Raw genomic sequence first — 23,575 nt, 5'->3', positions numbered from 1 at the left:
GTTAAGTTCTGTAAAGAAAATTGACTGCTACCTTTCGTCCCACTGAAACGCTCACTCTGCCCACCCAATGGTATGCCCTTGATCCAATCTGGCAGGGTGATGAAACGGCTGTCCAGCAAGGTCTACCCCATAGCCAACTGTCCCCGGCCTGGCAAATCCTCCTGCTGGGGGATGGTTCACCGACCCGTCATTTACAACTGTTAACGGGGGAACCAACCGAAGTTGATGTGATTGATATGTCCGCGATCGGGATGGATTTGGATCATGCCCCTGAGCAAATTCAGGTTGTGCCTGGGCCTCGGTTACGGCGACAGGTCTGGCTGCGTACTGCCTCGGGTCAGCGATTAGCCTATGCCACCTCCTGGTGGGAGGCGAGCCATGTGGATGATTACCTGCAAAACCGCGCCTTACCAATTTGGGCAAGCCTAGCCAGACTTCGTACCGAATTGTATCGGGATGTCCAGGGGATTTACTATGGTCATTCGCCCGCTCTGGAACAGGCTTTTGGGCAACCGGGTCCTTTTTGGGGACGACATTACCTGTTCTGGCATCATGGACAACCATTCACATTAATTTACGAAGTCTTTTCTCCTTATCTAGAGAAATATTTAGGGGCAATGCAAATCGATCGTTAGCCATTCAGCTAACTGTAGGCGCGGGTTTAGTCGATCAATTTGCCCCGCCTAGAACATTCGTTGACAAACCTCCTCCCGACCCAATCTCGACCTGATTTAATTTCCATGACTGTCGGAGTTTGGGCATTCCCCTAAAACTTACGTTATTCTGAGCATAGTCAAAACAACTTAGCGAACAACGCTGTTACTTGGGAGAACATAACATGGCTTGGCGTGGCTCGACATCCCCTACAGACCGGGTCTTCGCTTGTATTGCGTACCTGCTACCAGTTTTAGATGTTTTAGGGTTTATTGGTCTTCCCTTATTAAACTCTGGCTCCTTCCTGGCTCCATTAATCGCCCTGATTGTTCAACCGTTGTGGCCATTATTAGCCTTTTACTACGGGGTACCCTTTCTCCCCTTAGCGGTGTTCTTTGCTCTGTATATGCTGGTTGTGCGCAACGAGACGATCGCTCACTTCATTCGCTTCAATGTCATGCAATCCATTCTGTTTGGCATTGTCCTCAGCTTGTTCTCGATTCTGTGGCGATTTGCCCTCGGACCGATTTTCACCGGAACGTTGGTGCAAGATACCCTGTTTAATACGGTGTTCTTAGGCACGATCGTGGCAGTGGGATATGCGATCGTCCAGTCAGCACTGGGTCGGTATGCTGAAATTCCGACTATTTCTGATGCGGCTTATACCCAGGTACGTTAATTCCAGTCGCCATACTAAATGATTTCGGTAATTTGGAGTTCATGCTACCCCACCTGTAGAGATGCCGCGATCGCGCCTCTATGGATGTAGGTAGCAATTGAAGCGGGTCACAGTAGAGCCAGCTAACCCAATGATTCTCGGGTGGTGATCATGTTACTGAGGTAGCCAATCCCTTCAATCTCAACTCGCACCTGATCCCCCGCTTGCATGGGTCCAATTCCTTCCGGCGTTCCAGTTAACACAACATCCCCCGGTAACAGCGTCATCACCTGGCTGATATAGGACACTAAAACATCTGGAGGGAACACCATCTGGTCGATCGAAGCAGATTGTACTGGCTTGTCATCATCATTTAAGAAGGTCTGAAGGCGGGCACCCGGTGGCAATTCGCGGACAATCCAGGGCCCTAGCGGACAAAAGGTATCAAACCCCTTAGCCCGTGTCCATTGACCATCTCGCTGTTGTAAGTCACGAGCCGTCACATCATTGGCGATCGTATAGCCCCAAATCTTGGCTTGCGCTTGTTCGGGAGTGCAATCGACACAGCGCTCCCCAATCACCAGCGCCAGTTCTCCCTCATAATCGACTCGTTCAGACTGAGGTGGATACTGAATCGTCGCCTCTGCGGCAATCACAGAGGTAGACGGTTTCAAAAACAGTAATGGTTCCTGGGGCACAGGCGTTCCCATTTCCGCCGCATGGTTGGCGTAATTCTTCCCCACAGCAACCACCTTGGAAGGGGCACAGGGCGCCAGAACCTGATAGCTATCGGGGACTAACTCTAGATCGCTCGGTTGTCCTTGGAGCCAGGGAGGGGCATCTAATACCCGCACCTGGCGATCGACTTGCAGTAATCCATAGTAAATTTGCCCGTCTGTCGTTTGAACCCGGACATAGCGCTGCGCCATAGCCTAGTGATTCCTATAGGTTATTAGTGATTATCGATCGAGATGATTCCTGATCATCGATTTCTCAGGTTAAAGATTAGACTGACATCTCTCTAAGAGCACAGCAACTGCTCCGGATACACCCTAAATTGGTATAGAATTATAAATCCTTGCTTCTTTGCAGGTGCGGCTCAACCAAGTCGGATCTTGAGTGTAGGAGTAGCACAAACTCCTCAGCAGCATCCGATCGCCGTTGAATCTGTCTCTGCACAGCAGCCATCATGTCCACAAGGAGATTTTTGAGCATGAGTCAACTGTACGAAACCATGTATATCCTGCGTCCCGACCTGGGTGAAGAAGTGGTTGGGCAGGCGATCGAAAAATTTCAAACCCTGCTGAAAGAAGGTGGGGCAGAAATTCTGGAAACCCAACATCGGGGTAAGCGGCGGCTGGCGTATGAAATCAAAAAGCAACGGGAAGGCGTTTACATTCAAATGAATTACCGTGGTAATGGGACTCAAGTAGCTGTACTGGAGCGGGCAATGCGGTTAGGCGACGAAGTGATTCGTTACCTGACAATTCGGCAAGAAGAGCCCAAAGCTGGTGCGGTAGAGGCAGACGAGTAAGCCCTGCTTACCACCCATTCAGAATTACCCTGCGATAGACCCATGAAGCTCTCGAAGAAAAACCTAGATCAACGGCTGGATCATGTCTATGACACGATCGTGATTGGAGGAGGAGCCGGAGGGCTATCCGCAGGGCTTTATCTACAGCGCTACCTTCTGTCCTCACTGGTCATCGAGAAAGGGCGCGGACGCTCCTTCTGGATGCAAGACCTGCGCAATTATCTCGGTCTGCCCCCCAACACCCCTGGACGTACTTTGCTGCAACAGGGTCAACAACACTACCTCAGTTTAGAAGGTGACTACCTGATGGGGTTTGTGGAGGAGGTGGTGGATGAAGGAGAAACGTTTGCCGTTAAGGTGAAAGTCGGCAAGCAAGACAGTAGTTATCCCATCTTTCGGTGCAAATACATCATTGCCGCGAGTGGGATTATGGATCATCTGCCGAAACTCGCCAATATGCAGAATGTCTATGACTATGCGGGGTACAACCTCCATGTCTGCATGATTTGTGATGGCTATGAGATGGCGAATAAGCGGTGTGGGTTATTCGTCAATACCGAATCTGGCATTAATACTGCCTTCGTCCTGAACTGGTTTACTCCCTACATCACCGTGTTTACCCAGGGATTATGTGAAGTCAAACCGGAAGTGCGCCAAAAACTTCAGGATCATGGTTATCCCCTAGTAGAAACTCCCATTCAGCGGTTTCTAGGTCATGACCATGAGATGACGGGCGTGGAATTGACAGATGGGACGATCGTGGAACTCGATACGGGTCTGATCGCCATGGGAGCGCAATACCATAATCACTATCTCCAAGGGCTGGAATTGAACTGGAATGGTGGCAATTTAGTTACAGATGGGATGTGTCGCACCTCCCATCCCCGCATCTTTGCCCTGGGGGATTTAAAAGAAGGGATTAACCAGGTGTCAATTGCGGTTGCAGATGGTACATTAGCGGCTACAGCAATTTGGCGAGAAATTCGCCGTGCATCTTCACCCCGACGGTGGGAAGCACAGTTGCTGGCCTCTGAAGCCACTTAACAATGGAGTGATTAAGCCGTGACCCATTCTTCTGACACGTTTAGCCACCAGGACTCTCAAGCAGAAGTCGCCCGTCTGCGCGAAGAATTACAACTGCGCGATAATCTGGTACAGCAGCTTTCTCAAGAACTATTTCGTCTTGTTAAAGGAAATGTTAACTTTCAACCGACGGCGGATCTCTCTGAGCGGCATTTGGGAGAAGTTCGGGCGTTGCGGGAGCAATTAAAATCGGTTGAACAGCAGGTAACGTTTTATCAGGAGCAAATTTCTGAGCGTGATGCAGAGATCTATCAGTTAAAACAAACGGTGCAAGAGTTAACCGATCGCTCGCGCATGTTAGAGCAAGTGATTCAAGAGCTACCCAAAATTTACCGGAAGAAATTTGCGGAACGGATGGCTCCGGTGAAGGAAAAAGTTGCCCTGATCCAACGGGAAAATCGCCAACTTCATGCTGAACTGCAAAGTGTGAGCTATCGGCTAGCCGTTAGAACTCGCCGGCAGGCACAACTCGATCTGCCCAGCTTCCCGCGATCGGGTCTTGGTGTTTCGTTGCCTAATTTTGGCTAATGTCCCACGTTCTGATTGTAATTGAGCCAGCCGCAATCTCTCTCACCTGTGATGAATCACCCCAGATCACACAGGCGGTTTCGGCATTGAAGCAAGCGATTTTGCCAGACACCTCCACCGATCGTTCAACGGCTGACTGGCAAGTTGAGGTTGTTACCACCCCAGATCTGGCGGCTCGGCTAGACAGTGATCCAGTTGCGGCATTGACTCAAACGCTCCTGTGTCCGCTAACCCTAAATCTGCCAGACCAGCTTAGGTTTGCGGCGGCAGCAATTTATCAAACCTGTCGCGACATTACAGGGCTGCGCCAGCAGGTCGCCCAATGGCACTATGCCACTGGTTCTGGGACTTTGTGGCTGCCGATCGTTCATACGGCCAAAGGAGCGTTATATGCTGAGGTGATCGGGCAAATAGAGCGATCGGTGGCTGAAGCTACGATGCCAGAGATCGGCTATCACCAACCCGTTCACCTAAGCGATGAATGGCGACAACCCTTGTATGCCTTGGGCTTTCGCCTGTTAAAAACTCTGAATGCACCACCTGCCGTTTATTTAATGCAGTTTGGCATTACCGAGGAAACACTGTATTTTGATCGTCTGCTGCCCTTTCCAGATCTGCCCGCGATCGCCAGCTTAGGCGTACAAACCCCTGATTTATTCCGTTGCCACTGGTACTGTCTGACCAGCCAGCCAATCTATGATCTGACGATCGCAGGTCACCAAGCTACTGGCAAAATGGCAGATGGTTAGCTCGGTGCTAACAACATGGGCACGACCCGATTAAGCCGCTACCCATTGAGGTTGAACTAATATCGGCTCTGTACCAACCGTCGCCATACTATCCAGAACGGTAGTAGGACTATCCACAATTTCAAAGGCTTGGTCGAGCCGAGTAATTTCAAAGATCAGTTTGACGGCTGGGTGTAAGTTACACACTACCAAGCGGCAGCGATGCTGATTCGCCCGATTCAAAGCCGCAATCAGCGCCACTAAGCCAGAACTATCGATAAAATCAACCTGCGCCAAATCCAGGATCCACAGGTTGTAAGTATCTGGCGCGATCGCGCCGATCTGTTCTTGCAACTTCATGCTACCCACAGCATCCAGGCACCCTTGAGGTTGAAGCAACGCAAATTTATTTTCACAACAGAGAATCATAATCATCACCTTAATATTGTGCTGAACTGCAAACCCCTGGTGGACAACGAGTAAGTGTGCTCAGACAACCTGCCTAGTAAAATTACTGAAGCCTGATTGCAGAGAAAAGAGCAACAAGGATATTCCGCCCAGCAAATGCTGAAGAGTTATGGGTGAGTTAAGGGATTAGCCATAGCTTCAAGAGCTACTGAAAAATTACGTGGAATTACCCTTGATTCCAACAACTATAGAAACGGATTCAGGAAAGCTGGGTGATCTGCCACCGACTTTATGGAATCTTTATGAATCACCAAAACCGCTCCATGACTTAGTGAAGTTTTAGCCAAAAGCTGTAAAAATGTTCTTCAGTGTACAGTCTCACCTGTCAAGCATCATTAAGGTGGTATAATAGTCTGTCTATAGATATGAATTTAAGCAAATTATTTCTTGGCAATCAGTAATTTGCTTAGGCGGATAACTGACTTCTCTCCTACAGATAGAGCCTCCAGAATTGACAGATCTCCGATCGGCACGTCAAGATCGGAGCAACGGATAAGTTTTGTGAAGGCTTCGCTGCATGTCGTTGGACTTTATCTCATTGGAAACGATCCAAGAACTGGCTCAGCAGTATGGGTACTGGGCAGTTTTTCTGGGGATTCTGCTGGAAAATATCGGAATTCCCATTCCGGGTGAAACGGTGACTCTGGCAGGAGGCTTTCTGGCTGGAAATGATCAATTGAATTATTGGATTGTGCTAGGCGATGCTACCTTAGGGGCAGCGATCGGTGGCAATGTTGGCTACTGGGTCGGGCGTTGGGGGGGGTGGTCACTCTTGTTAGGCATCGGGCGCGTGTTTCGGATGCAAGAAGCCCAACTGGTTAGCCTGCGGGATCAATTTAGTGATAATGCTACTAAAGCCGTATTCCTGGGACGGTTTGTGGCACTGTTGCGGATTTTTGCCAGTCCCCTTGCCGGGATTGCGGAAATGCCGTATTTAAAGTTTTTGCTGTATAACACCCTAGGAGCCGCCGCCTGGGCAACGGTAATGGTGACGTTGTCCTATGTCGCTGGACAGATTATTCCCTTGGAACAGTTAGTCGCTTGGGCAAGCCGATTTGCGCTGCTGACTCTGCTAATCGTCGTGGCTTGGTTGGTGATCCCCTTATGGTTAGAGTCTCGCAAGGCAAAACAAGAGGCGGCAGCTCATAGCCAACCGCCTGAAGAACCTACCGTTGAAGGTAATTAGTTAATCGGGATTACTGACGCAGTTTTTCTGACCAAACCCGAGTCGGTAATCCCCAAACATAAACAAAACCTTCAGCCGCTTTGTGGTCAAACTGGTCAGCAGCGCCGTAGGTTGCCAAATCTTCTGTGTACAGGGAATTCGTTGACTTGCGACCAACGACGATCGCACTACCTTTGAACAGTTTGACTCGCACCGTTCCCGTCACCCGTTCCTGGGTTTTCTGGACAAACCCATCTAGCGCTTCTCTGAGCGGGCTGTACCATAGTCCGTTATAAATCATACGAGAGTAGGTTTCTTCAATCCCTCGTTTGTACTGAGTCACATCGGCCGTGAGCGTCAGGCTTTCTAGATCGCGGTGGGCATCGATCAATACAGTCATCGCTGGCGTTTCATAAATCTCCCGTGACTTGATCCCCACTAAACGATTTTCAATCATGTCAATCCGCCCGACGGCATGATTACCGACGATCGTATTTAACTGGCTAATTAAGCTAACGGGATCAAGCGCTTGATTATTCAGACTCACCGGGACTCCCCGCTCAAAGCCGATCTCAACATACTCCGGCTGATTCGGAGTCTCGGCGATCGCTTTAGTCATTGCAAAGACTTCTTCGGGTGGCTCTGTCCAGGGATCTTCCAGGGGACCTGCTTCGATCGCCCGTCCCAACAGATTGCTATCAATACTATAGGGAGAGGATTTTTTCACCGGAGCCGGGATGCCAAAGCGTTCGCCATAGGCGATCGTCTCCTCCCGACTCATGCCCCATTCCCGCGCCGGGGTCAACACTTTCAGATTGGGATTCAATGCTGCGATCGACACATCAAATCGCACCTGATCATTCCCCTTGCCCGTACACCCGTGGGCAACCGCATCTGCTCCATATTCCACGGCGGCATCGACCAGCAATTTGGCAATTAACGGACGTGCCAGAGCTGTTGACAGAGGATAACGATTTTCGTATAAAGCATTGGCTTGAATCGCGGGAAAGGCGTAATCCTTAACGAAATTCGCGATCGCATTAATTACCAACGACTGTGACGCCCCCGAGTCAAGCGCTTTTTGCCGCACTGGCTCTAATTCATCTCCTTGCCCTAAATCAGCGGCAAGCGTAATCACCTCCTGTACCCCCCATTCATGTTTGAGGTACGGAATACAAACGGAGGTATCGACTCCGCCTGAATATGCCAGCACAACTTTATTGGCGCGCCCCATGACTCTTACAGTTTGATTGAAACAACTGAAATATTATGCAGCGAATTGTCCCTGATTCTTGTCAGAGACAGTACAGAAATTGTGATAGGTTAACTGCCGGACAGGCAAAAGCTCAGGGACAGCATGAACCACGATCGGCCATCGCTATTGTGATCCCCACAGCAAGATTAGTTGAAACATTACAGATAGCATCATTACTGTTAAAAAATTGCGGTGAAAACCCAATCCTCATCTACCTATCGGCAACGATGCAACTTGCTACAGTTTAATAGCGCAAGCAAGCACAGATTAGGATTTGCCACCAACAGTGGCAATGAGACTAGAACGGTGAGAACAAGCAATGATGCCAGCGGGAATTCATTTTGGGCGGGAAGTGTGTGGTGTACTGGATCTGGCAGAAACACGGGAATGGCTGGTTACAAATGGGATTGGCGGATATGCCTCAGGCACGATCGCCGGATCGCTCACCCGGTGCTATCACGGGATCTTAGTTGCCGCTTTCAATCCGCCGCTAGGACGCACCTTACTAGTCAGCAAATTAGACGAGACGGTTGTGTACGGCGATCGGTTTTATTCTCTTTGCACCAACCGCTGGGCTGGTCAGGTGATCTCTCCCCAGGGCTACCGCCATATTGAACGATTTACCTTGGAAGGCTCAATTCCCGTCTGGCGGTATGCCTGTGGCGATGCACTACTGGAAAAACGGATCTGGATGCAGCCAGGAGCCAATACCACCTATGTGTCGTATCACCTGCTACGAGCCACCCAACCCTTAACCTTAACCCTGGAAGCCCTGGTGAACTATCGGGATTATCACAGCCGCACACGGGGACAGGGATGGCGCATGACGGTGGTGCCGATCGATCAAGGCGTGTGTATCTCTGCTTTTCCGGAAGCCACTCCAATTACCCTCCTCTGCGATCGCGCTGAAGTGATCCCCACCCATGATTGGTATTACAACTTCGATCTAGCTGCTGAACGAGAACGGGGGCTAAACGATCGGGATGACCATCTGCATACTGCCACCTTCCAAGCCACCTTACAGCCAGGAGAATCATTGACGATCGTGGCAAGTAGCGAAGCCAAAGTGACCGTAGACGGCGAAGCGGCTCTGAAAAATCGGCGGATTTATGACCAAAAACTGTTGGGACTATGGCGTACCAGCCGCCCGATCGAATCCCGCGATCCCGAGTTTGCCCAGCGCCTGGTGTTAGCCGCCGATCAATTTATTGTCCATCGTCCAGTGCCCGAAGAACCCAACGGTAAAACCATCATTGCTGGGTATCCCTGGTTCAGTGATTGGGGGCGAGACACCATGATCAGTCTACCGGGGTTGACCCTGTCTACGGGTCGTCCCGAAATTGCCCGTTCGATTCTGAGCACTTTTGCCCATTACGTTGATCAGGGCATGATCCCCAATCGCTTTCCCGATGTTGGAGAACAGCCCGAATACAACACGGTCGATGCTACCCTCTGGTATTTTGAAGCGGTACGCGCCTATTACGCCGTCACCGAGGATGATGACTTGATCCGCGAACTCTTCCCCATCCTGGCAGACATCGTGGACTGGCATTGCCGGGGTACCCGGTACAATATTCATCTCGATCCCGCCGATGGCTTGTTATATGCCGGAGAACAGGGGGTTCAGCTCACCTGGATGGATGCCAAGATTGGCGATTGGGTCGTGACTCCCCGCATTGGTAAACCCGTGGAAATTAATGCCCTATGGTACAACGCTCTCCGTACCGCCGCCCATTTAGCTCGGCGCATCGGTAAACCCCATCAGGAATATGAAGCGATCGCCGATCGTGCCCAAGCCCGCTTCAGTCGCTTCTGGAATGCGGAACTGGGATATTGCTATGACGTGTTAGATAGTCCCGATGGCGATGATGCCTCCCTGCGTCCCAATCAAATCTTTGCGGTTTCCTTAACCGAAAGTCCATTGAGCCCCGCCCACCAAAAGAGTGTGGTTGATGCCTGTAGCCGATCGCTACTCACCTCGCATGGACTGCGATCGCTGGCTCCCGATGATCCGCTCTATCAAGGTCATTATGGTGGGGATCCCGTTCAACGTGATGCAGCCTACCACCAGGGCACCGTTTGGGGTTGGCTGTTAGGACCATTTGTTCTGGCGCATCTGCGGGTTTATAACAATTCTGCCAAGGCTCGCGAGTTCCTCGAACCAATGATCAACCATCTCAGTGCGGCTGGCATTGGCACATTAAGTGAAGTTTTTGATGGTGATGCTCCCATGACTCCTAAAGGCTGCATTGCTCAAGCGTGGACAGTGGCAGAAACTTTACGGGCATGGTTGGCGACCGAACCACAATCCTAATCATCCACACCACAAAAAATAGGGTAGGTGAGTGACCTCCTACCCTACTGAATTCAGTTCACGGATCAATCAACAACTACCCGATCGCCATCCTCTAGGGTTGTGTCCCCGTTGAAGGGGTGGTCGTTGTCCCGGGTGTGGTCGTTGTATCCGGTGTAGTGGTTGTCCCAGGTGTGGTGGTTGTCCCGGGGGTTGTAGTTGTGTCTGGGGTCGTTGTCCCCGATGACGGCTGTTGCGTATCATCCGTAACTCCCGTCTGTTCGGTGGGCAGTTGGCGTAGACCAATCATGCCAGGAAAGACACGGCTAGGCAGCCCTACGGTTTGGTAAGTTGCGACCACACGCCGGCGCTGACCATTTGCCCGACCGCGACCCCGCTCCCGTTCAACCACCAGAATGCGACCGCCAGAACCCTGCTCAACCACATACTGCACCGAACCTGCGGGTTGGTAAATGGTGTAGTAACGGGTGGCATCATCCCGCCGATCGTCATCGTCATCGTCATCGTCATCACCCCGCACACTGACAGAGGCATTAAATGGAGCGAAGAAGATAGAGTTCGTGTTGTTCGTCACAATTCGCACAGGAGTGCCTGTAAACGACGTGCCCGTTGTGCCACCAGTGACACTGCCTGACCCTGAAGCCGAGCCAGAAATGGAGACGATCGTGATGGATGGAATCACCGTAAAGACTGTACCAGTCGAGTACAAGCCCGAACGTGGAGTATAGCCACTACTAAAATCGTCGTTTTGACCCCGGAGATTAAACGACACATCTCCCGAGCTTCTACCATTAATGCTGCCCCCTGCCTGGTCAAACCGGAATCGGGTATCTCGTCGGGCTGTACCAGAAAAGGCAATGGAGTTAGTACCACCAAACGAAATGTATCCAGGACCTTCACCACTGATCTGATACGTCGTGGCTGCCGTATTACTCAGCGTTCCCTGTTGGGTATAGGTAAACGGAGCGGTTAGGGCAATATTGAGATTCGCGATCGTGCCGTCGATCTTGAATTCTCTGGTTCCCGGCGTACCCACACTTTGAATCTGGAAACTGGTCGTTGGGCCGTTAAATTGCAACGAGCCATCTAACGGATCAAGATCTGTGGTTTGATTCAACGTGGGACCTTGAGCCGTCGTTGTTCCGGTGCCAGTACCCGTGGTCGTTCCCGTCCCAGTCGTTGTCCCAGTTCCGGTCGTTGTCCCAGTCCCGGTCGTTGTCCCAGTCCCGGTCGTTGTCCCAGTTCCAGTGGTCGTCCCCGTCCCAGTTCCGGTTCCGGTGGTTGTGCCAGTGCCGGTTCCAGTGCCAGTGCCGGTGGTCGTGGGTTGAGTCGGGATCACATTACTGCCCCGGAAATCGAACTTAATACGGCGACCCAGTTCGATCACGGTGGGGGTGGTATTGCTGCCACTACCGGCATCCCGGAATTGCAGATCGGCTGGTAAGCCCACAAAATCACCCACCAGGTTGCCGCTAAATGGGCCCACATTTAATGAGCCAGTGCGAGCCGTATAGGTGCTACTGGAGGTTGGTGACAGGGTAACTCCAGTCACCGGCAAAAAGATCTCTGGAGTGCTGCCCGCCTGTTGGGGGCTGATTAACGTTCCACCCTGAATCAGATTTGGCGAAAAACTGGTGAGCGAGAATCGCAGGGCGGTTGGGACTCCCTGGAAAAACACTGGGCTACCCGCACTGGAGAAGGCAACCCCAGACAACACACCCTGAAGCCGCCCGATGTCTCCGCTATTAGGAATGCCATCACTATTGGTATCTGTAAAACCGGCGGCAGTCGGCAAGAAGCGGGCTGTGCTGGTGGAACCATTGCTGGGAGTAACAATACGGAGGGTTTGGATTACCGTATCAAACAACACGGGAGAACCAGGGGTAGTGGTGTTCCCTGTCGTTGTCCCTGTGGTCGTCCCTGTGGTTGTGCGGGGTACAAAGAAAGCAGCCCCCCCGGAAATTTGTCCGCCTGAAATTGGAATGTCAGCTCTTGCGATCGGGGAAATTGCCAGACTACCGGCTAACAGTCCCAAACAAACTGTAAATCGGGTGGATGGTTTTATCACAGCAGAAATCCTCTACGAAGGTGAATGGACAATGGATCAACCAACGATCCACAAACAGGAAATCAACAGGGTACTAACTAAATTGGTACAGATTGCTTCCGGATCACCGAAGAATCAACCAGTAGAGTGCAAAATGGCAACCTGAGATCGGTAAATACGAATACTAACTTTTATCCGTAGTGTTAGTTGAACGCTGTGTTCCGGAGAAAGTTCCCGACCTCAGATAAAGTTTTGCCCATCATGGTGTTCTGTGACATCAACTAGCGTTCCCTATTCAATCGTGATTCTTAGCAGGGAATAGTGAGTTAAAAATCCTACCGTTAGAAGGTAAATGTTGTCCGTAGAATCCCGATCGTGATCATGTCGTTATCGTTATTATGTCGGGGATTAAAGATGAAAATTACCCCCGGTGTCAGGCTAATGTTATCGGAGACATTAAACCGATAAAACGCTTCGACATGGGTAGTGACATTCTTTTGTCCACCCTCGTCCCCAACTCCACCTTCGTTGACAAAATCAGGCACATTTCTGCCGATCGGCAAATCGCTACTGATAATGCGCGGCGGCTGACCCACATAGATCGCTCCTAAATTACCGGGTAGCAGCAGATCGGGAAAGTTCAGAAACGCCATCCAGTTCAGGGTTTCCACACTGCCCGAAAATCCCTTCAGATCAGAAGTCGTGTAGCCAGCCCAGCCGCCAACCGTAAACCGAGGTGAAACGCGCCATGCCAGGGTAGCGCCAAACGCATTCGTCATCAGGGGTGCCCGAATTTCGGGAAACTTGAAGGGGTTGGGCAACGCTAACTGATCATCGCCCACACTGGTTCCTAAAAAGCCAGAAGGTGAGTAGGAGTTGGCATAGTGCAGCGCAATATCTATGCTATTGGTCGGAGCCAGGGTTAACTGCGCCCCCACAGTCCGCGACCCATTTTCTCCACCAAATAGCCCATCGTTCGGCAGATTGGGACGGTTAGCGGTATACACACCTTGTAAAGATATCCAGTCATTAATTTGCCAGTCAAACCCAGCCCCAGCCCCATCACCACCAATATTCAGAATGGGGTTGCGTTGGGCAAAGCGCGATAGAGGCCCCTGACCGGCACTCTCAATTCGGTTCGGGCCCCGGAACACGTTGACCATGTTCACCCCCAGGGCCCCAGCGACCAGCGCTAAATTATTGCCCACCAATTGCCGATAGGTCAGGTCACTCAGTTGCACCTCACCCCGCGTGTCTGATTCGTATCCCAATAGCACATCATTGGTTAACAGTTGATTGCCAAAGCTTCTGCCACTGCCAGCCTGTAACCCGGTAAATAAGAGACTGCGCTCCGAAAACTGGGTGAACAAGCTCAGTTGCACATTGGAAATCACGTTTAGTTGGTTGGAATCATCATCAAACGGGATTCCTGCCAATTCCACTTCGGCACTATTGCGTCCCTGAAAGCCAACGATCGCCTGCCCAAATAGTTTTGTTGTCGTAGAAAATTGCTGTCTCTCTAAGATCGCCGTCTTGGCATCCAGATTATCAATGCGACGACGAATAACAGCGAGATCATCCCCAAACTCGTTAATCAGACGATTCAGCCGATCCAGGTCTTCTTTTCTGACCAAATCCGCCGTACCAGCAGCAATCAGTTCCTGAATTTTATCCATACAGGAATTTAGACCAGCGGCAAACTCATAGCGGGTGATGGCTCGATTGCCCCGGAAGGTGCGATCGGGATAGCCGACGATACAACCATACCGTTCCACCAGAGATTGCAATGCCTGGAACGCCCAATCCGTCGGGCGAACATCAGTTAACTGGGATACCGACGTTATCTGCTCCATGCCATCCGTTGGGGCATTGGCATCGGCTGACGTTTCCAAATTCGCGACTGAGTTGATCTCTTCGATCAAGTGGCTATCCGCAAGCACCTGTTCGTCAATCGGAGCCGCTAAAATCTCAGAGGATTGCGCCTCATCAGACGACAGCGGGGATGGACTACTGGGCAATCCTGCCAGGACTGGATCTGCCATCAACAGCCCCAGCGTGGCTGATACTAGCACTGGGGAAACTAGGGTTTCGGCGATCGTAAAGATCTTTTTCATTTCTCAACTCCTCCTCCACTCGCAACTGGAGATGCTTGATCAACACACACCACAGATTTAACCGCTAAAAGTTGGTAGCTTTTGTCATTACCCTTTCATGACTTTACCCTTCTAATGGCTATCAACGTCAGGCTTTCAGATGGTCTTAATCAAATGACATTGAAATTAAGCCATTAAATGGCTGCTTTAAAGCAAGCTTGAAAACTTCCTTTAAAGAGCTTAAACCAGGTTTCTGAAGTTAGGGTAATTCTGTCATCAGGCAGATGCAATATCATTCATGCTGCTTCAATTTATACAGCTCGCATCGGGGTATCGATCGCGCTTCATTCCCGCCAGATGCCCCTAATCAGATCACTGAATCGAGCCGGTTCTATCCACGGATGAGGATTATTTTTTAATCTAAAGGATGAAAATCTAGCTGGTAATTGTGACCGCGATCGCGACAAAAATCCCCCATCTGTTCAGATCAAATGATCCAGTCAGATAGGGGATTTATCCTAGAAGCCTGCGCCTGCGCTAGTTAATCAGATCTAGCTAGCCGCAGCGTTGAGCAACCTTCAGCCCATCAGCTATCTGAGAAGAAGAAGGAGATATCGAAGAAGGCGATCGATAATGTTCCACCTGGGCCACCATCGGATACCTCGAACTGGAAGTTGGTATCAGACCCACCAAAGCCGGGATAGTCATAGGTAATGATCCCTGCATCTATATCGGCTTGTGTGAAGGTTTGACCCACATTCAAGACTCCTCCGTTCCGTCGTAACGTTCCGGCTGATGGTAGCGACCTGACGGTATAGACCAGTTGCGCGGTTGTGTTATCCACATCGGTCACCAGCAACTGACTATTGTTGATTTCCGTTACCGAAACGGTGCTAGCATCCAGACTAATCCCTGTATTATTCACTAGCACGGGCGCATCATTGACTGGGTTCACCGTGATATTGAAGATGCGGTTAATGGCAGGAGCAATCCCATCCGACACCTGGAAGACAAAGACATCGCTGAGGTCTTCGCTGCCATTGTGCTGATAGGTAATCAAGCCATTATCAATGTCCTGTTGGCTAAAGACATCGTTCGCACTGAGAACCACCCCTGACCGTCTCAGGGTGCCAAAGACTGGAGCCGTGGGCAGCGTGTAGCGAATCGCCGAGGTTAAGTTATCGGGATCCGAGGTTCTGAGGATGCTGTTGGTAATTGTGGTAATCGCCCCTTCATTAATGGTGAGTGGACCATTGGACAGCACTACCGGCGCATCATTGACTGGCGTGACCGAGATATTAAAGACGCGAGTGCCTGTGCTACCTCCGGCACCATCCGACACATTAAAGACGAAGCTATCACTGGTCGTTTCACTACCATTGTGGCGGTAGGAAATTCGTCCAGCATCCACATCTGCCTGGGTAAAGGTCTGATTTGCCGTCAGATTAGTACCATTCAACCGTAAGTTACCACTGGTCGGTGTATTCGTCAGCGTATACCGCAGTTGAGCGGTTGTGTTATCTGGATCAGTCACCCGCAGAACCGTATTGGCGATCGTGCTGGTTGCCCCCTCACTCAGCGTCAATGGCAGATTGTTGATCACAACGGGAATGTCGTTAATCGGGTTCACCACAATACTGAAGGTGGCATCCGGTAACGTCACATTGCCATCAGACACGCGGAAGACAAAGCTATCCGTCGGATTTTCGCTACCACTGTGAGCATAGGCAATCCGGCTGTTGTTGATATCATCCTGAGTAAAGGTTTGACCCGCACTCAAGACAGTACTATTCAGCAGCAAGGTTCCATTCACTGGATTCGGGGCAGTGACCAGGGTGTAGACCAGTTGGACATTCGTGTTGTCAACATCCGTGGTTCTGAGCAGGCTATTGCTAATAGTGCGAGGTGGAGCGCCTTCACTCACCGTTAGGGCAGTGTTCGTCACTAGCACCGGGGGATCGTTGACAGCCGTCACTGAAATAGCCACTGTACCGCTCGCGGTTCCAGCCAATCCAGCCCCAGTATTCCCCTGATCATTAATCGAGACAGTCAGGGTATCCGCCCCGTTGTAATTGGCGTTTGGTCGATAGGTGAGCGTACCCAACGCTGCCCGGACATCTTCCACGGTGCCGGTAAAGGTGGCAGTCCGATTGTTGTTCGAGCCACTGACAAAGGTGATGCCATTTGTAGAAGCCAGGATCAGCGTTCCACTTGTAACCCCGATCGAGACGCGAATTGGGCTAGTGCCAGAATCCACATCCGTCAGGGCGATGCCGTTGATGCCAGTCAGCACCAGATCGGTATCCTCGCTCACCGTTTGTGCCCCAGGTAATGTCAGGGTAGGCGGATCATTCACTGGAGTCACCGTGACATTAATATCGCGAGTGACGGTCAGTGGTCCACCAAAACCTGTATTGCCTCTGTCATTCACGGTCACAGTAATGATATCGGCACCGTTGTAATCAGGATTGCCCAGATAGCGAAGAGTTGAATTTGCCAGAGCCGTTCGCAGATCTGTCAGCGTCCCAATTAACGTCACATTACTTGTGCCATTATCGGAAACAGCTACCCCTGGAGGTACCGTTCCTAGCGTGATCGTTCCCTGCGTTGCCGTGAGCGCAATTTCGATCGTTGATGCCCCTGAATCAACATCGGTAATCGTAATGCCCGAGAGTGTCAGGTTGGTATCCTCAGCCACAGTCAAGCTAGTAGGAACCGTCAGCAAGGGCGCATCGTTAATGGCGTTGACCGTAATGCCGATCGTCTGGGTTGCCGTCAGCGCTCCACCATTCCCGGTATTCCCGTTGTCATTGGCAACGATCGTCAGGGTATCGGTTCCATTGAAGTTGGCATTGCCGAGATAGTTGAAGTTGCCCAATGCCGTATTCACATTGTCAACCGAACCTGTAATCGAGACAATTCGGCTATTGTTGCCCGTAATCGTCAGACCTGGGAGAGAACTGACATTCAGAACACCATTGGTCACGGTCAGGTTGACCCGAATCGGACTCGTACCTGCGTCAATATCTGTGACACTAACGCCAGTAATCGTCAGGTTGGTATCCTCATCGACCGTCTGCGCTCCCGGAACCGTTAGGGTAGGCGCATCATTGACTGGCGTGACATTAATCGTGAAGATTCGTGGCGGCGATGAAGTATCCACACCACCATTTTCTGTGCCACCACTATCCTGTAGGGTCACCGTCACAACAGCTACACCATTGGCATTCGGCGCTGTTGTGTAGGTCAACACACCCGTCGGGGAGATAGTCGGAGCTACCGTAAACAAGGACGGATTGCTACTTGCCACATTGAAGCTGAGGGTTTGGGTCGCTTCATTCGGTGGGCCTGCCGAAATTGCCGTCGCCCAGTTCACGGTTTGTGGACCGGCATCCTCCAGAATTGTCAGGGTGTTTGACCCTGGAGTAAAGGTCGGCGCGTCATTGACGGGATTCACGACGATCGTGAACACATACGGCGTTGAGGTATCTACCCCACCGTTGGCAGTCCCACCGTTATCCCGTAAGGTGACGGTGACATTTGCCGTCCCGTTGGCATTGGGCGCAGCAGTGAAGATCAGATTACCAGTTGCCGAATCAACCGTTGGCGCAGTAGAGAACAGAGCCGCATTGTCGGTTGTGACATTAAAGGTCACGGTCTGTGTCACTTCATCCGTAGCGGTGGCGGGTCCACGCAAAATATTGGTTGCCCAACCCGCGATCGTCTGAGCTCCAGCGTCCTCATTGATCACCACATTGCTACCACCTGTGAACGTGGGGCGATCGTTGACCGGCGTGACATTCACCGTCAAGGAACGAGTGACCGATAACGGTCCCGGAGCGCCCGTTGCGCCCTGGTCATTGACCTGAATTGTAATCGTATCTGTACCATTGACATCGGGATTACCCTGATATGCCAAGCTAGACAACGCCGTTTGAATGTCGGCAATCACGCCCTCAAACACAATTGTGCTGGCGTTATTCACCGTATCGTCAACAAACGTGACCCCCCCGGCATTACCTACAGTCAGAGTGCCTCGTCCAGCGACTACGGAGACTCGAACGGCATTAGTCCCAGAATCAACATCTGTGACAGTGATTCCAGTCAAATTCAGTGGGGTATCTTCCAGGACAGTTACCGTTGTCGGAGTAATGGTTAACGTCGGTGCATCATTGATCGGTAGCACATTAACGTCGATCGTCCGTGTATTCGTCTGTTCACCTCCAGCCCCAGTATTACCCTCGTCGGTTACGAAGACCGTGATACTACCAGTGCCATTAAAGTTGGGAGTTCCCCGGTAGGTCAGGTTATTTAATGCCGTATTAATGGCAGCCAACGATCCTCGCAGATTGACAAAGCCGGTGTTGTTGCCATTCACGGTAAGACCACCCGTTGAACCCAGGCTAATGGTGCCACCCACCGCCGAGACATTCACGGTGATCAGGGCACTGCCAGCATCGGCATCACTAATACTAATTCGGGTGTTGCCTGTAAAGACGAGCGGCACATCTTCATTCACCGTTTGAGCAGCAGGAACCGTGATCACCGGCGCATCATTGGTGGGGAAGACCGTCAGACTAAAGGTACGCAGTGGCACGACACCCGTAGAGCTATCGGAGGCTGTGAAGGTAAAGGTATCACTGGTCGTTTCAGACCCATCGTGACTATACGCAATCAAACTAGCTGTCAAGTCTGCCTGAGTAAAGGTTTGTCCGGCAGACAGCGTCACACCGCTGCGAGTCAACACGCCGCGAGCCGGTCCAGTTCCTAAGGTATAAACAATGGGTCCTGGTCCGTCATTATCAGTGATCGATAGCACCGTGTTGTTAATAACATTTCCTGCCGATCCTTCCAGCAGACCAATACCAGTATTAACCGCCACCCCTGGCGCATCATTGACTGGGTTAATCACGATATTGAAGGTATTCGCCGCGATCGTGCCACCCTGACCATCACTGACTGTGAAGACAAAGTTATCCGCGATCGTTTCGCTGCCATTATGTTGGTAACGCAGTTGACCACTATTGATATCCGCCTGGGTGAAGCTAGTTACCGGTGCTCCGGCTAACAGCAGCGTACCGTTACTCGGCGGAGTCACGGTATAAACCAGACTAGATAAGGGTGGATTATCTCCATCACTGACGCGCAGTAAACTACTCGTAATGTCAATCACACCGCCTTCATCCAGGGTCACACCTGCGTTCGAGAGCAACACTGGCACATCATTGACTGGCGTGACCGCGATGTTAAATGTAGCTAACGGAATCGTTCCGGTAGACCCATCTGATGCCGTAAAGGTAAAGCTATCAAGGGTCGTTTCACTGCCATTGTGCGTGTAGGTGAGCTGACCACTCGTGACATCAACCTGGGTAAAGGTTAAGCCTGCACTCAGAGTCGTCGTTCCCCGGCGCAAGATGCCATTAAGGGGTGCCGTTCCCACCGTGTAGGTAATCGGTCCCGGCCCATCGTTATCAGTAATCAGCAGGACACTATCTGTGATCGCAGAAGCTGCCCCTTCACTTAAGGTGAGGCTGGTATTTTGTGCCAGACCGGGAGGATCATTGACAGGGATGACCGCAATATTGAACGTCCCAGTGCCGATCGCACTCGTCGTGCCATCACTGACATTAAAGGTAAAGCTGTCGGCGGTCGCCTCACTGCCATTCTGCAAATAGCGTAAATTGCCACCATTAACATCCGCCTGGGTAAAGCTGCTCGTTGCTGTCCCCGACAACAGAAGCGTGCCATTGCTGGGTGGAGTTGCGATCGTATAGGTAATCTGGGAAGCCAGGTTATCTGGATCACTAGACAGTAGCAGGGCATTGGTAATATCTGCCACACTGCCTTCCGACACGGTTAGACCCGTACTGCTTAACAGGATCGGAGCATCATTAACCGGAGTAATGTTGATGCTAAAGGTTTGGCTGGCAATACTACCACCCACACCATCCGACACCGTGAAGGTAAACAGATCGGTCAGCGTTTCACTGCCATTTTGCTGGTACTCGATCCGCCCCTGATCAATATCGTCCTGGCTAAAGGTTTGCCCTGCCGTGAGCGCTGTACCCAAGCGTTTGACTTGTCCATTTACTGGCAGAGAACCCAGCGTATAGACTAATTGCGGCGTTGCCGTATCTGGATCCGTCACCTGCAATTGTCCCGCACCAATTGTGGTGGTTGCCCCTTCTGCCAGGGTCAACCCTGTGTTTGAGGTTAAAACAGGTGGGAAGTTGGCGCGAGTCACCGTAATGTTAAAGGTCGATGCCGGGGTGACGGTATTGACCCCATCCGAAATCGTAAAGGTAAAACTGTCGCTATTAGTATTGGTGCCATTGTGGTCGTAGGAAACCCGCCCATTGTCCAGATCGGCCTGGGTAAAGCTGGTCGTTACCGTATTGTTGCGGAACAGGCTACCGTTTTGTGGGGCTGTGACGATCGTGTAAACAATTTGATCCGGCAACGTCAAAAACTCAGCATCCGTGGCTCGTAAGAGAGTGGAGGTGAGGGGGACTGTTGCATCTTGATTGATGGTTAACGCCGCATTCGTCACCAGGACTGGCGGATCATTCACCGGAGTCACGGTAATACTAAAGACCTGGGTCGGTGGGGTCGTTCCCAAACCGCCAGCGTCTACCACCGCAAACGTAAAACTATCACTGAGCGTTTCACTCCCATTGTGGCGATAGCTGAGGGCTCCACTATCAATGGCTGCCTGGGTAAAGGTTTGCCCCGCTGTGATGGCTACACTATTGAGCGAGAGCGTTCCATTAGCCGGCAAATTCGTCAGACTATAAATTAGTTGTACAGGCGGGTTATCCACATCACTCGCCAGCAACAGCGTATTGGCAATCACGGCCGTTGCCCCTTCACTGAGCGTTACACCCAGATTCGTCAGCAACACTGGAGCATCATTCACCGGAATCACTCGAATGGAGAAGCTCGTTGCCGCGATCGCTCCTCCTTGCCCATCGGACACTGAAAACACAAAGTTATCGGTCAGTGTCTCGCTGCCATTCTGCTGATAGGTCAGCCTGCCCGCATTAATATCTGCCTGACTGAAGGTGTTACCCGTGGTAATGGCTGCCCCGTTTAAGCTCAGACTCCCGATCGCTAAATCAGGTGGGGTGACCAGCGTGTATCTGACTTGCTCAGGTGGATTATTCTCATCCGTCACCAATAGCAAGGTACTGGCGATCGTTGCACTCGTTCCTTCACTGAGCGTGAGAGGGACATTGGTCGCCAAGCGCGGTTGATTATTTGCCTGCAAGCTCAGTTGATATAAACTGTTACCCGCTTGAGCAAACACCCGAATGTAATAGGTTCCGGGGTCAAGATCGCCAACAATGGACTCCGGCGACGTGCCTCCCTGTGCCGATTGAAAAACAATTGTGCCAAAGGAATCAGTAATTTGCACATCCAGGTTGCTATTGAGCGGCCCAGCATTAGGACCCGTCAACGCTAAGTTCAAGCTCGTCCGGCTACCCAACGAGAACTGATAATAATCATTGGCATCCGTGGCAGCATCCACACTGTCTTGGTAAATGCCATTGCCATTTAAGGGTCCAATCTGGAGCGCAGATGCACGGGTATTTCCGGCTATATCACGCCTGACGATCGGAACATTGCGTTGATAGGGTGCGATGCTGGTAGTCTCAGTCCCCACCAGGGTAGGTAGCTGCACAATAGCCGATCGCAAAATGCCATTCATTAACCAGACTTCATTGGCTCCAGTTGCAAAATCTCGCCACAGGATATCCGTTAGCCCATCGCCGTTAAAATCTCCTGTGCCTTGCATCTGCTTGGTCAGGATCTCCTCGCTGACCAACGAAGCAGAACTCACTAAATTGGTGCCATTCATGAACCAGACGGCATTGTTCAGACCGCTACGCCAGAGCAGATCCGGGCGGTTGTCGCCATTCAAATCACCCACTCCTTGCAGATCCCAACTACTACCTAAAGCGGGCAGAACGACAGATGAGATCAGATTGAGCCCATTGAGTAACCAAATTCCTGTAATCCCTTGACTGCGGCTACGCCACACCAGGTCGGGGTGACCATCCTGGTTAAAGTCTCCTACGCCCCGAATTTCCCAACGGGGATCGTTATAGGTCAGTAAGGGAGCATAAGAAGCAGCAACAGTGCCGCTCATTAGCCATACGCCCTCTCTCCCATCTTGCTGGTTCCGCCAGACAATGTCTGAAACACCATCGTTGTTAAAATCAGCGGCACCGCCAATTCGCCAAGTCAAACCTCCTGTAACCGTCAGTAAAGAATCTGTGGATAGCAGACTAGTGTTATTCATCCGCCAGATAAAGTTCTGTCCCGTAGCATAGTCACGCCAAAGGATATCAGTACGACTACCGTTATCTGCCAGCACATTCAATGAGTAGTTCGTGCTGGGAGTCGTATTCGCTGGATCGGCTGGATTAACAGGAGGCCCTGGAAATACTCGGATATAGTATGTGCCCGGATCCAGCACTGTATTAATGATCTCTGGAAGCGTACCTCCATTGGCGGAAGACAGAGCGATGTTATCTGAATCAGTGACGATCGCTCCTGAGCTATTCAACACCTGGACATCGGCATTGGCACTTAACCCGGTAAGTGCCAAATTAAAGCTGCTACGACTATTCAGCGTGAAGCGGTAATAGTCGTTATCGTCGAACTCAACGGAATCTGTAAATGTCTTGGCGACAGAACCCAGGACAATTCCCTGAGCCTGGCTCAGAGTGTTACCTACATTATCAGGCATCGCTATCACCACGGAACAATGGCATAGCTATTCTGCCCTCCAAGTACATTCTTACTGACAAAATTCGTAGATCTTTACAGATCTCCCCTAACTCAATTACTACAAGGAAGTTACAGAAATTCCGGAGAAAACTTTAATCGTAGCATCTTAATTCGACCGTGAAATAATTTTCACTTACCTAAGGCCCTTCACTCTATAAAGCGACCTAATTGCCACTCGAAGTTGAGGACAAGCTAAGCTCATAAAACAATCAGGGTAGAAGTTTTTAGGCTACTGACAAGAACCAGAGCTTCAAA

At 51.1% G+C, this 23,575-nt stretch carries 14 protein-coding genes; 8 read left to right on the top strand and 6 right to left on the bottom strand.

All coding sequences use genetic code 11. From position 1 onward, the window contains the following. Nucleotides 1-20 precede the first annotated feature (20 nt). On the top strand, nucleotides 21-635 hold the full coding sequence (locus ACN4EK_RS17235) for a chorismate lyase (protein ID WP_431659285.1): 615 nt from the start codon (nucleotides 21-23) through the stop codon (nucleotides 633-635). Between the two features lie 203 nt (nucleotides 636-838). Beyond that, entirely contained in the window at nucleotides 839-1,333 is a 495-nt protein-coding gene (locus ACN4EK_RS17230; RefSeq protein WP_431659284.1) for a Tic20 family protein, read from the top strand. 122 nt (nucleotides 1,334-1,455) lie between these two features. On the opposite strand, the gene ACN4EK_RS17225 is transcribed toward ACN4EK_RS17230, so the two are convergent. After that, nucleotides 1,456-2,241, bottom strand: a complete 786-nt coding sequence (locus ACN4EK_RS17225) for a fumarylacetoacetate hydrolase family protein (RefSeq protein WP_431659283.1) — start codon at nucleotides 2,239-2,241, stop codon at nucleotides 1,456-1,458. A gap of 284 nt (nucleotides 2,242-2,525) precedes the next feature. On the opposite strand from ACN4EK_RS17225, the gene rpsF reads away from it, so the two are divergent. From rpsF to ACN4EK_RS17205, 4 genes are read left to right on the top strand one after another with little or no spacing between them, the layout of a single operon-like run. Next, nucleotides 2,526-2,846, top strand: coding sequence for a 30S ribosomal protein S6 (gene rpsF, locus ACN4EK_RS17220; RefSeq protein ID WP_431659282.1), 321 nt, complete (start codon nucleotides 2,526-2,528; stop codon nucleotides 2,844-2,846). A 42-nt stretch (nucleotides 2,847-2,888) separates the two neighbouring features. After that, on the top strand, nucleotides 2,889-3,890 hold the full coding sequence (locus ACN4EK_RS17215) for an NAD(P)/FAD-dependent oxidoreductase (protein WP_431659280.1): 1,002 nt from the start codon (nucleotides 2,889-2,891) through the stop codon (nucleotides 3,888-3,890). A gap of 18 nt (nucleotides 3,891-3,908) precedes the next feature. Next, nucleotides 3,909-4,457: an Npun_F5560 family protein gene (locus ACN4EK_RS17210; RefSeq protein WP_431659279.1), complete on the top strand. Its 549-nt coding sequence runs from the start codon at nucleotides 3,909-3,911 to the stop codon at nucleotides 4,455-4,457. Continuing rightward, nucleotides 4,457-5,206 carry a hypothetical protein gene (locus ACN4EK_RS17205; RefSeq protein ID WP_431659278.1) on the top strand — a complete coding sequence of 250 codons (750 nt, stop codon included), beginning with the start codon at nucleotides 4,457-4,459 and terminating at the stop codon, nucleotides 5,204-5,206. Before ACN4EK_RS17210 ends, ACN4EK_RS17205 begins: the two co-directional genes overlap by 1 nt. Nucleotides 5,207-5,236: 30 nt before the next feature. Here the strand turns inward: ACN4EK_RS17205 and ACN4EK_RS17200 are convergent, their stop codons facing one another. Further along, a complete protein-coding gene (locus ACN4EK_RS17200; RefSeq protein ID WP_431659295.1) occupies nucleotides 5,237-5,614 on the bottom strand; it encodes an STAS domain-containing protein in 378 nt (125 codons plus the stop codon). Between the two features lie 556 nt (nucleotides 5,615-6,170). On the opposite strand from ACN4EK_RS17200, the gene ACN4EK_RS17195 reads away from it, so the two are divergent. Then, the gene (locus tag ACN4EK_RS17195) at nucleotides 6,171-6,839 is read left to right on the top strand and encodes a DedA family protein (protein ID WP_431659277.1); all 669 of its coding nucleotides are present in this window, start codon (nucleotides 6,171-6,173) and stop codon (nucleotides 6,837-6,839) included. A 10-nt stretch (nucleotides 6,840-6,849) separates the two neighbouring features. On the opposite strand, the gene ACN4EK_RS17190 is transcribed toward ACN4EK_RS17195, so the two are convergent. Next, a complete protein-coding gene (locus ACN4EK_RS17190; RefSeq protein ID WP_431659275.1) occupies nucleotides 6,850-8,052 on the bottom strand; it encodes an argininosuccinate synthase in 1,203 nt (400 codons plus the stop codon). Between the two features lie 340 nt (nucleotides 8,053-8,392). Here ACN4EK_RS17190 and ACN4EK_RS17185 point away from each other — a divergent pair, with 340 nt between their 5' ends. Then, nucleotides 8,393-10,387: an amylo-alpha-1,6-glucosidase gene (locus ACN4EK_RS17185; protein ID WP_431659273.1), complete on the top strand. Its 1,995-nt coding sequence runs from the start codon at nucleotides 8,393-8,395 to the stop codon at nucleotides 10,385-10,387. Nucleotides 10,388-10,481: 94 nt separating this feature from the next. On the opposite strand, the gene ACN4EK_RS17180 is transcribed toward ACN4EK_RS17185, so the two are convergent. The 3 genes from ACN4EK_RS17180 to ACN4EK_RS17170 all read right to left on the bottom strand — a co-directional run bounded on the left by ACN4EK_RS17180 (nucleotide 10,482) and on the right by ACN4EK_RS17170 (nucleotide 23,279). Then, nucleotides 10,482-12,455, bottom strand: coding sequence for a hypothetical protein (locus tag ACN4EK_RS17180; protein WP_431659272.1), 1,974 nt, complete (start codon nucleotides 12,453-12,455; stop codon nucleotides 10,482-10,484). Nucleotides 12,456-12,775: 320 nt separating this feature from the next. Further along, the gene (locus tag ACN4EK_RS17175; protein WP_431659271.1) at nucleotides 12,776-14,548 is read right to left on the bottom strand and encodes an iron uptake porin; all 1,773 of its coding nucleotides are present in this window, start codon (nucleotides 14,546-14,548) and stop codon (nucleotides 12,776-12,778) included. 565 nt (nucleotides 14,549-15,113) lie between these two features. Further along, nucleotides 15,114-23,279 carry a cadherin-like domain-containing protein gene (locus ACN4EK_RS17170; protein ID WP_431659269.1) on the bottom strand — a complete coding sequence of 2,722 codons (8,166 nt, stop codon included), beginning with the start codon at nucleotides 23,277-23,279 and terminating at the stop codon, nucleotides 15,114-15,116. Nucleotides 23,280-23,575 lie beyond the last annotated feature (296 nt).

It is taken from the genome of Pantanalinema rosaneae CENA516 (assembly GCF_050753385.1).
GTDB classification, from domain to species: Bacteria; Cyanobacteriota; Cyanobacteriia; order Leptolyngbyales; family Leptolyngbyaceae; genus Pantanalinema; species Pantanalinema rosaneae.
Note: the sequence above shows the minus strand (reverse complement) of the source record. Positions and strands in the feature narration are given on the sequence as shown.